We start from the raw sequence: 13,133 nt of genomic DNA, 5'->3' as shown, positions 1-13,133 counted from the left end.
TAGAGGAATCTAGCCATATCTACGTCTGATCGCAGATGTGAATAGATTTGTCTACGAACCTCCGTGTGCCGGGTCGAGGGTCTGGCGTTTTCGGCACGAGGCGCACATAATCACCACGTGAGCCAAGTTACTGTTACTCCGAGTTCACCCATCCTTGCCCAATCGGGCGGAGAGGGTGGCGGTGCGGCGTTCGATCAGATCATCGGAATCTCGGTGGCGACGGCGATCATCACCGTGGGTCTGCTGTGGATCGCGTACCTGCACCGCACACGCAAGATCACGTGGCTGCAGACGACCGCCGACACGGCGGCGCGCGCGCTCGACCGGCCCCCGTGGGTGGCACTGCCCCTGGTGACGTTCGTCGGGACCATCCTGACGGCGTTCTTCGGTTTCATCTGGGACGTCAGCCTGCACATCGGGCGAGGCCGCGACGACGGGCCGCTCGCGAACCCCGCGCACTACTTCATCCTCGTCGGACTCTTCCTGCTGTTCATCACAGGAATGCTGGCGATGATCCTGCCGCGCGACGAGAAACCCGGTCCGGCGGCGATCAAGATCACGCGCACCTGGTACGTCCCGGTCGGCGGCGTCCTGGTGGCCGGGGCGGGGCTGTACGCCCTCATCGGGTTCCCGCTCGACGACGTCTGGCACCGTATCTTCGGTCAGGACGTCACGCTGTGGGGGCCGACGCACCTGATGCTGATCGGCGGTGCGGGACTGTCGCTGATCGGCGTCCTGCTCCTGGACTACGAGGGCCGGATGGCCACCCCCGGTGACACGAAGCAGGACAGCAGGCTGATCTGGTTCCTGCGGTGCGGCACGTTCGGTGGCCTGCTCATCGGCCTGTCCGTCTTCCAGATCGAATACGACTTCGGCGTCGAACAGTTCCGCCTCGTCCTGCAACCGATGATGATCGCCGGCGCGGCCGCGTTCACCCTGGTCGCGGCGCGCATCGTTCTCGGACCCTTCGCGGCGATCGTGGCCGTGGCGGTGGCAGGCGTCGTGCGTGCGCTCACGGCACTGATGGTGGGACCGGTTCTCGGCGCCCCCACGAACGTGTTCGAACTGTGCCTCGGCGCCGCGGTGCTGATCGAACTGCTCGCCCTGACACCGCTGATCAAGAATCGGGTGGCCTTCGGTGCCGTCGGCGGACTCCTCGTCGCGACGGTCGGGCTGTGGCTCGAGTCGCTGTGGATCGACGCCGTGTACATCTACCCCTGGCCCACCAGCATGTGGCCGGAGGCGCTGGCCATGGCCGTGCCGGTGGGCATCGCGGCCGGGGCGTGCGGCGCCCTGCTCGGGCGGGTACTGCGATCCGAGGGGCTTCCGCGTCCCGCGATCAGCCGCACCATCGTCGTCGCCACGGTCGTGGTGATCGCCGGGGCCACCGCCAACGGCCTCGTCGCGACCGTCCCGGACAATGCCACGGCGACAATCGCTCTCACGGAGGCCGCGCCGGACGGCGGCCGGATGGTCGACGCGGAGGTGCGCATCGACCCACCCGATCTCGCCGGCGACGATCCCGCCTGGGTGTCCATTCTGTCCTGGCAGGGTGGCCCGGGACTGGGCAACGGATTCACGGTCGACCGACTCGAACGCACCGGGCCCGGCACCTACCGAACTCACGAACCGGTGCCGGTCCACGGAACGTGGAAGACGTTGCTGCGCGTGCAGGACGGGCGCACGATGACGGCCGTCCCGATCTACCTGCCCAGCGACCCGGGCATCGGCGCCGAGGAACTCCCCGCCGTCGCGTCCTCGACCCGCGACTTCGTCCCGGAAATCACGATCCTGCAGCGGGAGCGGAACTTCGATCACCCGTCCTGGCTGTTCGGTGCCGCGTCGCTGGTCGTGCTCGTGTGCACTCTCGCGCTGATCACCGCGCTGGCCTGGGGAGCGGGCCGGATCAGCAAGTACACGCAGGGTCAGGCGGCCACCGGCACCCGTGAGGACGTGACGGTGACATGAATCCGGTGAACGACCCGGACATCGTCTTCCTCGCCGATCATTCGGTGCTGCTGGCGATTCCCGCGTTCGTCCCTGCGTTCCTGGTGGCCGGCCTGGTCATCTACCTGGCGGTCCGGGACCGCAAGGCGGAAGCCGCCGAGAATGCCGAGAGTGCGAAACACGGCCCGAGTGAGAAAGACGAGGAGAATTAGGTGATCAGGCGGTTGGCCGGAGTTGTCGTGGTACCTGCTGTCGTCGTCACCCTGGTGTCGGGCTGTGGAGGCGACAACGACACTCCGGCAACGGAGGACGGTGTCGTGATCGACGTCGTGATCGACAGCGGCTCGGTCACACCGAGCAACGAGCGCATCGAGGCCACGGTGGGGGAGACCGTCACCGTGCGGATCGAGAGCGACGCCGCCGACGAACTGCACGTGCACGCCGTGCCGGAACATTCGTTCGAGATTCACCCCGGAACGCAGGAAACCCAGTTCTCCGTGGACGTTCCGGGCCAGGTGGCGGTGGAGTTGCACGACACGGGTAAGACGGTGGCCACCCTGCTCGTGCGTCCATGACCGTTGTTCTCGCGCACGGCCTCGGTGGATCCACCGACCTTCCGATTCCGTTCACGTATGCGCTGATCGGGGCGAGTTGGGCGCTCACCGTGTCTTTCGTGGTCCTGGCGTTCGCGTGGCGCACCCCGAAACTGGATCCGGACAGTCCCGGGCGGAGGTTGCCGGGCTGGGTGACGCGGTTCGCCGACGCGCCGATCACGCGGAACGTGCTGGCGGCGTTCGGTGTGGTGCTCGCGGTGTGGGTGGCCCTCGCGGCGTTCTTCGGACCCGCGGCATCGTCGGAGAATGCACTGCCGGGCGTGTTCTACGTGCTGCTCTGGGTGGGACTGGTCGCGGCGTCGCTGGCGTTCGGCCCGGTGTGGCGGGTGCTCTCCCCGGTCCGCACGGTACACCGATCGGTGTGCGCGGCGATCGGGCGCTCGCCGGCAGAAGGCAATGCGCGGTACCGCAACTCGTGGGGCTACTGGCCCGCGGTCGCGGGACTGTTCGCCTTCGTCTGGCTCGAGCTCGCCTCTGGCGACCCGGGTTCCGTTGCCGCCGTGCGCACCTGGCTGCTGGTCTACGTCGTGGTCACGACGGCCGGGGCCTTCGCGTGCGGCGAACGCTGGTGTGAGCGGGGCGATCCGTTCGAGGTGTACAGCACGCTGGCGTCGCGGTTGTCTCCGCTGAGCCGGGATCGGCACGACGGCCGGATCGTGCTGCGCAATCCGCTGGACCACCTGGGATCGATGCCCGTCCGTGCCGGCTCGGTCGCGCTGATGGCAACGCTGCTGGGATCCACGGCCTTCGACAGTTTCTCGGCGTTCCCGTGGTGGTCACGGCTGGTGGACGGAATCGGTTCGCCGATCGGCGCCACTCTCGTGCGCACGGCGGGGCTGCTGGTGTTCATCGGCTTCGTCGGGGTGTCGTTCTGGGTGGCCTCGCGGGCCGCGGGCGGACTACGACCGGAGCAGCGCTCCGCTCTCCCCGGGCTGCTGTCGCATTCGCTGATCCCGATCATCATCGGCTACGTCTTCGCCCACTATCTGACGTATCTGGTGGAGAAGGGGCAGGCGACGGTGATCCTGCTGGCCGACCCGATGGGGCGGGGATGGAACCCGCTGGGGCTCGGCGACGCCGACGTCTGGTACGTGCTGTCCGAGCATCCGGCCGCGACGGCATCGATCAAGGTGCTGTGCGTCCTCGCCGGACACGTCCTCGGAGTGATTGCGGCACACGACAAATCCGTGCGGGTCCTGCCGCGGGGTCATCAGCTGACCGGGCAGCTGGCACTGCTGTTCACGATGGTCACGTACACCTTCGGTGGGCTGTACCTGCTGTTCGGCGGCTGACGACCCCGGCGTGCGTCAGCGTGCGAGGACGACTGCCGCCTCCGCGGTGAGCGAGGCGAACGTGAACGTCTCTTCGAGGTAGAGCGTCACATCGGTGGCGGTGTGGCTGTCGTAGCCGATCGACAGGTCCGTGCCGAGGGTCAGCTGGTTGTCGCCGCCGCGAGTGGACAGCACGTACCCGCCGCTGATGGCGGGTGCCCAGATGATGTCGCCGGTGACCAGGTCGCGCAGGTGGTGGAACACGGGATGTCCCTCGTCGCGGGTCTCGCTGACCGCGGTGTACGCGTCGGCGTCGAGCACCACCGAATACGGTCCCTCGACACCGGCGAGTCGCAGCGCCGACAGTGCGGAGGCGACGGCGTCGGGGATCAGCAGCGGATCCTCCGGCAGACTGAGAACCGGGTTGTCGCTGGACGGTCCGAGTCCGCGGATCCCCGCCTCGTCGAATCCCTGGAAGATCGACTGGTCTTCGGCGAACGCGACGGCCTTCGCGGCGTCCTTGACGGGCTGCCAGTCGGAGTCGAGGGAACCCCGGGCGACGTCGTCGACCTCGGCGCGGCTGAGGGTGAACGGGAACCGGAGTTCGACGAGCGGGTCCACCTGCCGCTGCTGCGCCCGGATCCTGCTGTCCGACGTCTTGATCGGGGTGACGCGGCCGAGGTTGTGGGCCGAGTAGGAGTATCCGAACGGTCCCGCGACGTCGACGACACGCCGCCCCGCGACATGCCGCTTGAACGTGCGGGCGGCCTCTTCGCCGATCTGCTGCCAGGCAACCTCGGTGACGGGCGCCAGGTTGCGGTGCAGATTGCTCGAATCACTCATTGCGATACTCCTTTGAGACCACCGATTTTCAGGGACAGGTCGTACGGGCCGGCCGCGGCGGGCTCGACCGGGTCGTCGGGCGCCGACTCCGCGTCGGCCGGCTCGTCGCCGAGCGATTCGAGCACGTCCCGGCTCGGCACGAAGAACAACGTGCCGGTGGCCGCCGTGGAGAAGTCGAGGATGCGGTCATAGTTGCCGGGCGGCTCGCCGAGAAACATGCGCCGCAACATCAGCTCGGTGACGGCGGGATCCTTGGCGTACCCGATGAAGTAGGTGCCGTATTCGGCCTCGCCGAGGCTGCCGAATGCCATGTTGTCGCGGAGGATGTCGTGTTCGACGCCGTCGTCGTCGACGATGGTGTTGAGGGTGACGTGCGAATTGCCGGGCTGGACGTCGTCGTCGAGTTCGACGTTCTCGAGCTTGGTGCGCCCGATGATCCGTTCCTGTTCCTCGGTGCTCAGCGTGTTCCACCCACTCATGTCGTGCAGGTACTTCTGCACGATCACGTAACTGCCGCCGCGGAAGTCGGGATCCTCGTCGCCGATCAGGGCGGCGTCCGCGGCGTCGTCGTCGGTGGGATTCTCGGTGCCGTCGACGAATCCGAGGAGGTCGCGGGAGTCGAAGTAGCGGAAGCCGTGCACCTCGTCGACCACGGTGGCGGCGGAGCCCAGCGCGGAGATGATCTGGCGGCCCAGTTCGAAGCACAGGTCTTTGCGGGCGGCCTTGATGTGGAACAGGATGTCACCCGGGGTGGAGGGCGCGCTGTGGACCGGTCCGGACAGCGGCACGAACGGATGCAGGTGCGCCGGTGTCGACGACGGGCTCACGCGGTCCCAGAACTGCGCACCGATACCGACCACGCACGACAGTGAGCCGGCGAGTTCGCGGAATCCCACCGCCTTGAGCGGTCCGTCGATCCCGGAGATCACGTCGCACACCGTCGCGCGGTCGTCGTCGGAGTCCCCGGCGACGAGCACCAGGAACAGCGAGGCAGGGCTGGGCGGAGTGAGGACTGCTTGGGGTGCCAATCTCGCGACTGGGCCTGGCATCTGTGTCTCCGTTCACTTCGACGTACGACGCTGCACTGTCCGGAACCTAGGTCCATCTAACCGTTTCGCACCGCCAGGTTCCATTCCATCGGTCCGCCGCGCCGCCGCGGGGCTCCGGAATCTGTCGGTGGGGGCTCCTATCGTCGAGGTCATGCCATTGTCTGTGTCCGAGCGCGAACAGTTCCTGTCCGAGCCGCACATCGCGGCGCTGTCGGTCTCCGCCGGTGAGAGCCGCGGACCTCTGACGGTCCCGATCTGGTATCAGTACGCCCCGGGCGGTGATCTGTGGGTACTGACCGGCGCCGGTTCGGAAAAGGCGCGCCTCATCGAGGCGGCCGGGCGATTCACGATGATGGTCGAACGCGTCGCCCCCACCGTCCGATACGTCTCCGTCGAGGGTGCGGTGACGCGCACCGTCACGGGAACCGACGCCCAGCTGCGGGAGATCACCGAGCGCTACCTCGCGCCGGAAAAGGTCGACGGCTACCTCGATTTCGCCCGGGCCGAACTCGGCGAGCAGGTCGCGATCTATCTCCGCCCCGAGCACTGGCGATCGGCAGACATGGGTACCGCCTGACCGCGGGGCCGGTCACGGCCCGGTGTCCAACATGAAAGCGATATCTGACCGGTACTAGTCGGGAAACGTCGAGTATTTTGCTGTGAACTGTGGAAACGGGAATCCGTCCGCGTAGCTGAGAAAGCGTTTACAAATTCGGTGACGTGGGTCATAGTAGTCGGGTTCCGGCAGTTTCCCTTCACAGTCAGGAGTTCTCGATGGGCATGGCCGAACTCGGCACCGAGCGGTCGACCGCGGTGCCACACGGGTCGGCAGGGCAGCAGCGCCGCCGGGTGATCAAGGCGAGCGCGGCGGGAACCGTGATCGAGTGGTACGACTTCACGCTCTATGGCCTCGCCGCTGCCCTCGTCTTCGGGCCGCTCTACTTCCCCGGGGCGGGATCCCTCGCCGGCACGATGGCCGCCTTCGGGACGTTCGCCGTCGGGCTCGGCGCCCGCCCGATCGGTGGGCTGGTGTTCGCGCACTTCGGCGACCGGCTCGGTCGCAAGCCGATGCTCCTCATGACCCTGCTCGTCATGGGCGCCTCGACGACGCTGATCGGGGCGCTGCCCACCGCGGACGCGATCGGAATCTGGGCGCCGATTCTCCTGATCGTACTTCGCCTGTTCCAGGGCGCCGGCGCGGGCGCCGAGTTCGCCGGGGCGATCACGATGGTCACCGAATCCACGGACAGCTCCCGGCGAGCCCTCTCCAGCGCCTATCCGGGAGCCGCGATCTACGTCGGGACCGGCGGCGCCACCATGATCTTCGCACTGCTCACGCTGATGCCCGACGACCAGTTCCTGTCCTGGGGCTGGCGTATTCCGTTCCTGGCCAGCGCCGTCATCGTTCTCGTCGCCGGCTATCTGCGGTTGAAGGTGAACGAGACCGCCGTGTTCGAGGAGGCCGCGCAGCACGGCGAGGTCGACCGCGCGCCGCTGGTCGAGGCGGTCCGCAACCACTGGCGGCAGATCCTGTGCGGACTTGCCCTGTTCAGCTTCGTGATTCCGTGGGCCTACGTCATGCAGGTCTTCGCGCTCTCGTTCGTGACCAAGACCCTCGGCGTCGATTCCACCCAGGCCCTGATCGGATTGATCGTCGCCGAGTTCTGCGCCATCCCCGTCATCATCGGATTCGGCCGACTGGCCGACAAAGTCGGCCGCAAGCCGGTCCTGTTGTCCGGCGCGATCTTCGGCATCATCTTCCCGTTCCCGATGTTCATGATGCTCGACACGCGGTCGCCGTGGATGGTCGGACTGGCACTGATCCTCGGCATCTGCCTCGTCCAGGGCACGACGTCCGGTCCGGGCGGTGCACTGCTCTCCGAACTGTTTCCCACCAAGATCCGGTGGAGCGGCATCGCGATCTCCCGGGAGATCCCGGCCGCCGTGGTCGGCGGCACGATCCCGCTGGTCGCCACCGCCCTCGTCGCCGTCGCGGGCGGGACGCCCTGGCTCGTCGCGAGCTACCTCATGGGCTTGAGCGTGGTCGGGCTGATCGGCATCGCCCTGCTTCCCGAGACCCTCGGCCGGAGCGTGGGTTCGCGCACGTCCGTCGAGGTCGCACCGTGACCCGTCGCGTCGTGGTGGTCGGCGCCGGGCTCGCGAGCGCCGCACACCTCACGGCGCTCCGGGCTGTCGGCGCCGACGTGGTCGGTGTGGTGACGCGCGACGAGACGAGGGCGGCGGCCGCACGCCGGCTGGCACCGGAGGCACGGATACTCCCGAACGTCGACGCGGCAGCGGACCTGGACGCCGACACGGCGGTGGTGGTCACGCCGCCGTCGAGTCACCTGGCCGTCGCGTCGGCACTGGCCGAGCGCGGCCTGGACCTGGTGATCGACAAACCGCTGGCCGCGTCGTTGCACGATGCGCAGGCGATCGTCGACGTCGCCGAGCGGTCCGGCGTGCGGGCGGCGGTCACACTGCAACACCGCTACAAGGAGGCGGCGCGTCGCGCCCGGCAGCTTCTGTCGGACGGAGCGATCGGCGCCCTCCGCTCGGCGACCGTCACCGTCCCGCTATGGCGCCCCGACTCCTACTACGCCGAGGCCGGACGCGGGACCTGGGACCGCGACGGCGGCGGAGTGCTGATCACCCAGGCCATCCACACCCTCGACCTGTACCTGTCGCTGGCCGGCCGGGCGCGCAGTGTCGTGGCCGCGGCTTCCACCAGCCGAGGCCGGCTCGAGGCCGAGGACACGATTCACCTCCTGATCGACCACGGCACGCATGCGGCGTCGGTGACGGCGAGCACGGCCGCGTGGCCGGGCGGTGCCGAGACGATTCACCTCTACGGCGACGCGGGACAGCTGCGGCTGGTGGGGGATTCGCTCGTCCAGATCGGCGACGGGGTCCGCCGGGTCGTCGACGGTTCCGTCGACGCGTCCGGCCCGGACCCGTTGTCGATGACGGCGTGGTTCCGGTCGCTGTACGACGACGTCTTCACCAGTTGGGCGGCAGGTGCGGCACCGCTGTCCGACGCCCGGTCCGGGCTGCCCGTGCAAGCGGTGATCGACGCCGCCTACCGGTCCGCCGCAGCCGGCACGATGCCGGTCACTGTCTCCGAGGAAAGGGAAAGTGCATGTCAGTCTTGAGTATTCGGGTCGACGGTCCGAACGAGTATCGCCTCGATCACGGTGACGTCGCGGCACCCGGCGAGGGGGAGGTGCTCGTCGCACTCGACTCGGCCGGGATCTGCGGCGGTGACCTGTCGCATCTGCGCGGCCGGAACGCCGTCGCCGCATATCCGACGGTGCTCGGCCACGAATGCGCGGGACGTGTGTCGCGGGTGGGTCCGGGCACGAGTCTCACGGTCGGTCAGCCGGTGATGGTCTACCCGACCACGGGCTGCGGCCGATGCCGCGCGTGCCGAGACGGCCGGATCAACAACTGTCCGAGCATCCGCGTGTTCGGCCTGTCCGACCCACGCGGGTGTTTCAGCGAGGAGTTCGTCGTTCCCGAGACGCAATGCGTGCCCGTGAGCGACTCGGTGCTGGACCGTTTCGGGGCGCTCGTCGAACCGCTCGCCGTCGGAGTTCACGTGGTCCGGCGCGGCGGCGCGTCGGAGGGGGACAGCGCGCTGGTCGTCGGGACCGGTGCGATCGGTCTCGCGACCACGCTGGTGGCCAGGAGTCGGGGCGTCCAGGTGTTCGGTGTCGATCGCTACTCCGAACGTGAGCAGCCCGCCCTGGCGTGCGGGATGAGCGACTTCACGACGGACTCGGGGGCCGCGCTCGAGGGCTGGCTCCGGGACCGGACGGACGCGGTCGACCTGGTCTACGACACGGTGTGCACCGACGAGTCGTCTCGGCTGGCGCTGCGGGTCCTCGCTCCGGGCGGCCGGTACGTCGCGATCGCGTCCGCGAAACCCGGGCACGAACTGACCCTCGACTACAGCGCGCTCTACGCCCGCGAACTGTCCGTCGTGGCCTGCCGGAACTACGTCCGTCAGGATTTCGTCGAGGCGGCCGAACTACTCGAATCGGGGAAGGTGGACGCGTCACCGCTGCACACCGCGACGTTCCCGCTGGACGAGTTCGGCCGCGCGGTCGAGGAACTCGAATCGAACGGCAGCAAGCACGTCAAGGTGCTGCTGACGTCGCGGAAACTGCTCGGAACGCGCGCCTTGTTGCGCACGGAGTGAGCGTCCGCGTGATCCGGGGCCGTCTTCGCGATACGCTGTAAGCGTTTCCACCCACCGAGGTGGTAGACGGTAGCAATGGCGACGAGAGATGTAGAGGCAGCTATGGCTGATCAGACCCGAGTGCCCGCGAGCCGTCGCGTCACGATCAATACCGTAGCGAAGGCAGCCGGGGTGTCGATCGCCACCGTCTCCCGTGTCATGAGCGGCAGCTCGTCGGTGACCCCGGACCTCGCGGCCCGGGTCCACAAGGTCGCCGACGAGCTGTCCTACCGGCCCAGCACCGCCGCCCGCGGACTCGTCCTCGGGTCGCTGAGGAACATGGGCGTGATCCTGCCGGACCTGGCGAACGCGTACTTCTTCGACGTCGTCAAGCAGATGCACCACGGCGCCACCGCCGACGGATACCGCATGCTCGTCGCCGACTACTCCGGTGACGCGGCCGACGAACTCGCCACCGCACTCGACCTGCTCGGCCAGGTCGACGGCCTCGTGCTGCTCTCGTCGAGGATTCCGACGAGTGGCCTGAAGGAACTCGCGAAGCAGTCGACTCCCGTCCTGCTCGTCAACCGGGTCGAGTTGGAAGTCGATCTCCCCATGGTGGCCGTCGACAACTTCACCCCCATGATGCAGCTGTGCGGGCATCTCGCGAAGCTCGGCCATCGCCGGATCGTCTACGTGAAGGGCTCGGATCTGGCCTGGCAGAACCGCGAGCGGTGGCGGGCCATCGAAATGGCGAAGGTGCTCGGGATCGAGGCGACGGCGGTGCCGTCGGACGGCACCATCGAGGGTGGCTACGACGTGGTGGAAGAAGCACTCACGCACGAGCCGACCGCTCTCGTCTGCTTCAACGACCTGACCGCGCTGGGCGTCATCTCGAAACTGCGTGAGCGCGGACTCCGCGTCCCCGAGGACATTTCGGTCACCGGCTTCGACGACATCGACATGGCGCGCCACCTGGCGCCGCGCCTGACCACGGTGGTCAGCCCGAAGATCGACCTGGGCGACCAGGCTTGGTCGCTGATGCGCGCGGCCCTGAACAACGAGGCCACCACGTCTCCGCCGCTGATCCCCGCCGACGTCGTCATTCGCGAGTCGACGGGGCCCGCCTCGCGTTGAGCCGGGTTTTCAGACGGCGGCAAGGCCGTTCGCCGCGGCGTGGACCGCGTCTTTCGGGTCTGCGGCCCACCAGCGGTCGCTGAGGATCTCGACCTCCACGAGCCCCGCGTAGCCGCCGGTGTTCCTGCAGTCGGCGACGAATCCGGTCAGGTCGATGCACCCTTCGCCGGGCATGCCGCGGCTGCTGAGTTCGCCGTGGATCGGGGTGACCCAATCGGCCAACTGCACCGAGAACAGGCGTTCGCCTGCCCTTGTGATCTGCTGCGGCAGCGCTGCGTCCCACCACACGTGATACGAATCGAGGGCGATCCCGACGATGTCGGATCCAATCGCCTCGACCAGGTCGTTGGCCTCGCTCAGTGAGGTGATCACCGAACGACTCGACGCCATCATCGGGTGCATCGGCTCGACCGCGAGCCGCACCCCCGACTGGCGGGCGTACGGCTCGAGTTCGGCGATGCCGTCCCGGACCTGCCGCCGCGCGTCGGCGAGGTCGCCGTGAGCGGCGCCGCAGACCAGCACGAGGCAGTCGGCGCCGAGGGCGTGCGCCTGATCGACCGCCACTCGGTTGTCGGCCGTGGCTTCTCGCCGCAGCCGGGCGGTCGGTTGCGGGAACATTCCGCCCCGGCAGACGCTGGTGACGCGCAGACCCGACTGCCGGAGCCGGGCCGACGCGTCCACCAGATCCACGCCGTCGAGGACGTCCCGCCACAGGCCGACGCCGCCGAATCCCCACTGCGCAGCGAGGTCGGCGACCTCGGTGAGGCCGGCACCCTTGACGGTGACGGAGTTGAGACTGCAGTGCGCGAGGTCCATGTCAGTGGATTCCGTGCACGGCGAAGTAGGCGGCGGCGCGGGTGGCGGTGAAGTCGGGATCGGTGAACAGCCCGATCGCGTCGGCGGCGCGGACCAGTTCGGCCAGGTGGGTGAGGCTGCGGCCGGTCTCGAAGCCGCCGATCATCCGGAAGTGCTCCTGCTTGCCGTTCAGGTACGCCAACCAGGCGACGCCGACCTTGTAGAACTGCGTCGGGGCGGCGAACAGCAACCGGCTCAGGGTTTCGGTGGGGCCCAAGATGTTCCGGAAGCCCTGCTCGTCGCCGTCGTCCAACCGCGCGAACGCGGCGGAGGCGAACGGTCCGAGCGCGGCGAACGCACCGAGGAGGGCGTCGCTGGTGTGGGTGCCGTCGCCGGCGATCAGGCCGACGTAGTTGTAGTCGTCGCCGGTGAACACCCGCACCCCGGCGGGCATCCGCTCACGCAGGGCGATCTCGAGCGCCGGGTCGAGCAGGGACACCTTGATGCCGCGCACGGTGTCCCCGTGCGCGTCGATGATCTGCAGCACGGTGTCCATGGCCGCGCCCGAATCCGCGAATCCCCAGTAGCCGTCCAGGGCGGGATCGAACACCGAACCCAGCCAATGCAGGACCACCGGGCGGGTGGCCGCCGACAGCACGGCGTCGTACACGGCGAGGTAGTCGTCGGGACCGGTCGCGGCGCGGGCGAGGTGCCTGCTCGCCATCAGCACCACCTCACCGCCCGCGGATTCGATCGCCTCCACCTGTTCGAGGTAGGCGTCGCGGATCTCGTCGAGCGAGGGGTTGTCGGTCTTCAGTTGATCGGTGGCCACACCCACTACCACCTTCCCGCCGACCGACTTCGCGTCGGTGAGCGTGCGGACGGCGAGGTCCTTCGCCGCGGCCCAATCCAGCCCCATGCCGCGCTGGGCGGTGTCCATCGACTCGGCCACCCCGAGGCCCAGCGACCACAGGTCGCGGCGCAGGTGCAGGGTCGCGTCCCAGTCGATCTGGTCCGCGGCATTCTCCGCCGACGCCCGCAGCGGATCGGCGACCACATGCGCGGCCGCGTACACCGCCCTGCTGGTCGGCGGGGTGGACCGGGTGTCCAGCCGTGCCGGTGCGTTCCACGCGAGAGTCGTGGGCGAACCGTGGCGATCGGGCAGCAGGATCGAGGCCATGAAATCTCCTGTAATCGTTTTCTTGATGTTGTGCAGCTCACAATATACTGTGTCAATCACCGAGGTCCATAGCGTTCATGGGCCGATTGGCAGAATGTAAGCATTTACAGGAGCGGA

At 68.2% G+C, this 13,133-nt stretch carries 13 protein-coding genes; 9 read left to right on the top strand and 4 right to left on the bottom strand.

Annotation, left to right across the window (positions count from 1 at the left end; all coding sequences use genetic code 11):
• Positions 1-117: 117 nt before the first annotated feature.
• The 4 genes from QM806_RS20435 to QM806_RS20420 are packed head-to-tail and all read left to right on the top strand — an operon-like array spanning position 118 to position 3,853.
• Positions 118-1,968, top strand: a complete 1,851-nt coding sequence (locus tag QM806_RS20435) for a hypothetical protein (protein WP_054246682.1) — start codon at positions 118-120, stop codon at positions 1,966-1,968.
• Positions 1,965-2,159, top strand: a complete 195-nt coding sequence (locus tag QM806_RS20430) for a hypothetical protein (protein ID WP_005258831.1) — start codon at positions 1,965-1,967, stop codon at positions 2,157-2,159. The genes QM806_RS20435 and QM806_RS20430 overlap by 4 nt, the downstream gene beginning before the upstream one ends.
• Positions 2,160-2,522 (top strand): hypothetical protein, encoded by a 363-nt coding sequence (locus QM806_RS20425; protein ID WP_005258829.1) that lies wholly within the window; start codon positions 2,160-2,162, stop codon positions 2,520-2,522.
• Complete coding sequence (locus QM806_RS20420) at positions 2,519-3,853, top strand: hypothetical protein (RefSeq protein ID WP_005569958.1); 1,335 nt, start codon at positions 2,519-2,521, stop codon at positions 3,851-3,853. The genes QM806_RS20425 and QM806_RS20420 overlap by 4 nt, the downstream gene beginning before the upstream one ends.
• 15 nt (positions 3,854-3,868) lie before the next feature.
• Here QM806_RS20420 and QM806_RS20415 read toward each other — a convergent pair whose 3' ends face one another.
• On the bottom strand, positions 3,869-4,675 hold the full coding sequence (locus QM806_RS20415) for a family 1 encapsulin nanocompartment shell protein (protein ID WP_005251300.1): 807 nt from the start codon (positions 4,673-4,675) through the stop codon (positions 3,869-3,871).
• Positions 4,672-5,724, bottom strand: coding sequence for a Dyp-type peroxidase (locus QM806_RS20410; RefSeq protein ID WP_283292624.1), 1,053 nt, complete (start codon positions 5,722-5,724; stop codon positions 4,672-4,674). Before QM806_RS20410 ends, QM806_RS20415 begins: the two co-directional genes overlap by 4 nt.
• A gap of 151 nt (positions 5,725-5,875) precedes the next feature.
• Between QM806_RS20410 and QM806_RS20405 the strand changes: the two genes are divergently transcribed.
• From QM806_RS20405 to QM806_RS20385, 5 genes are all read left to right on the top strand, one after another.
• On the top strand, positions 5,876-6,301 hold the full coding sequence (locus QM806_RS20405) for a pyridoxamine 5'-phosphate oxidase family protein (RefSeq protein WP_039951331.1): 426 nt from the start codon (positions 5,876-5,878) through the stop codon (positions 6,299-6,301).
• A gap of 197 nt (positions 6,302-6,498) precedes the next feature.
• Positions 6,499-7,851: an MFS transporter gene (locus QM806_RS20400; RefSeq protein ID WP_283292622.1), complete on the top strand. Its 1,353-nt coding sequence runs from the start codon at positions 6,499-6,501 to the stop codon at positions 7,849-7,851.
• Positions 7,848-8,876 (top strand): Gfo/Idh/MocA family protein, encoded by a 1,029-nt coding sequence (locus QM806_RS20395; RefSeq protein WP_054246684.1) that lies wholly within the window; start codon positions 7,848-7,850, stop codon positions 8,874-8,876. The genes QM806_RS20400 and QM806_RS20395 overlap by 4 nt, the downstream gene beginning before the upstream one ends.
• A complete protein-coding gene (locus QM806_RS20390; RefSeq protein WP_054246685.1) occupies positions 8,873-9,925 on the top strand; it encodes an alcohol dehydrogenase catalytic domain-containing protein in 1,053 nt (350 codons plus the stop codon). Before QM806_RS20395 ends, QM806_RS20390 begins: the two co-directional genes overlap by 4 nt.
• Positions 9,926-10,027: 102 nt before the next feature.
• Positions 10,028-11,041, top strand: coding sequence for a LacI family DNA-binding transcriptional regulator (locus tag QM806_RS20385; RefSeq protein ID WP_005569694.1), 1,014 nt, complete (start codon positions 10,028-10,030; stop codon positions 11,039-11,041).
• A gap of 9 nt (positions 11,042-11,050) precedes the next feature.
• Here QM806_RS20385 and QM806_RS20380 read toward each other — a convergent pair whose 3' ends face one another.
• Both QM806_RS20380 and QM806_RS20375 read right to left on the bottom strand, forming a co-directional pair.
• Positions 11,051-11,857, bottom strand: a complete 807-nt coding sequence (locus QM806_RS20380; RefSeq protein WP_005569693.1) for a sugar phosphate isomerase/epimerase family protein — start codon at positions 11,855-11,857, stop codon at positions 11,051-11,053.
• Between the two features lies 1 nt (position 11,858).
• Entirely contained in the window at positions 11,859-13,016 is a 1,158-nt protein-coding gene (locus tag QM806_RS20375; protein ID WP_283292620.1) for a DUF993 family protein, read from the bottom strand.
• Positions 13,017-13,133 lie beyond the last annotated feature (117 nt).

It is taken from the genome of Rhodococcus sp. IEGM 1351, assembly GCF_030056875.1.
GTDB classification, from domain to species: Bacteria; Actinomycetota; Actinomycetes; order Mycobacteriales; family Mycobacteriaceae; genus Rhodococcus_F; species Rhodococcus_F opacus.
The sequence above is the reverse complement of the archived record's forward strand: the minus strand, read 5'-3'. Positions and strand labels throughout refer to the sequence as shown.

Excerpts from the sequence above, each read along its gene's own strand:
- QM806_RS20410 (WP_283292624.1), bottom strand. The coding sequence starts at position 5,724 with ATGCCAGGCCCAGTCGCGAGATTGGCACCCCAAGCAGTCCTCACTCCG.
- QM806_RS20405 (WP_039951331.1), top strand. The coding sequence starts at position 5,876 with ATGCCATTGTCTGTGTCCGAGCGCGAACAGTTCCTGTCCGAGCCGCAC.
- QM806_RS20430 (WP_005258831.1), top strand. The coding sequence starts at position 1,965 with ATGAATCCGGTGAACGACCCGGACATCGTCTTCCTCGCCGATCATTCG.
- QM806_RS20400 (WP_283292622.1), top strand. The coding sequence starts at position 6,499 with ATGGGCATGGCCGAACTCGGCACCGAGCGGTCGACCGCGGTGCCACAC.
- QM806_RS20380 (WP_005569693.1), bottom strand. The coding sequence starts at position 11,857 with ATGGACCTCGCGCACTGCAGTCTCAACTCCGTCACCGTCAAGGGTGCC.
- QM806_RS20415 (WP_005251300.1), bottom strand. The coding sequence starts at position 4,675 with ATGAGTGATTCGAGCAATCTGCACCGCAACCTGGCGCCCGTCACCGAG.
- QM806_RS20420 (WP_005569958.1), top strand. The coding sequence starts at position 2,519 with ATGACCGTTGTTCTCGCGCACGGCCTCGGTGGATCCACCGACCTTCCG.
- QM806_RS20385 (WP_005569694.1), top strand. The coding sequence starts at position 10,028 with ATGGCTGATCAGACCCGAGTGCCCGCGAGCCGTCGCGTCACGATCAAT.
- QM806_RS20375 (WP_283292620.1), bottom strand. The coding sequence starts at position 13,016 with ATGGCCTCGATCCTGCTGCCCGATCGCCACGGTTCGCCCACGACTCTC.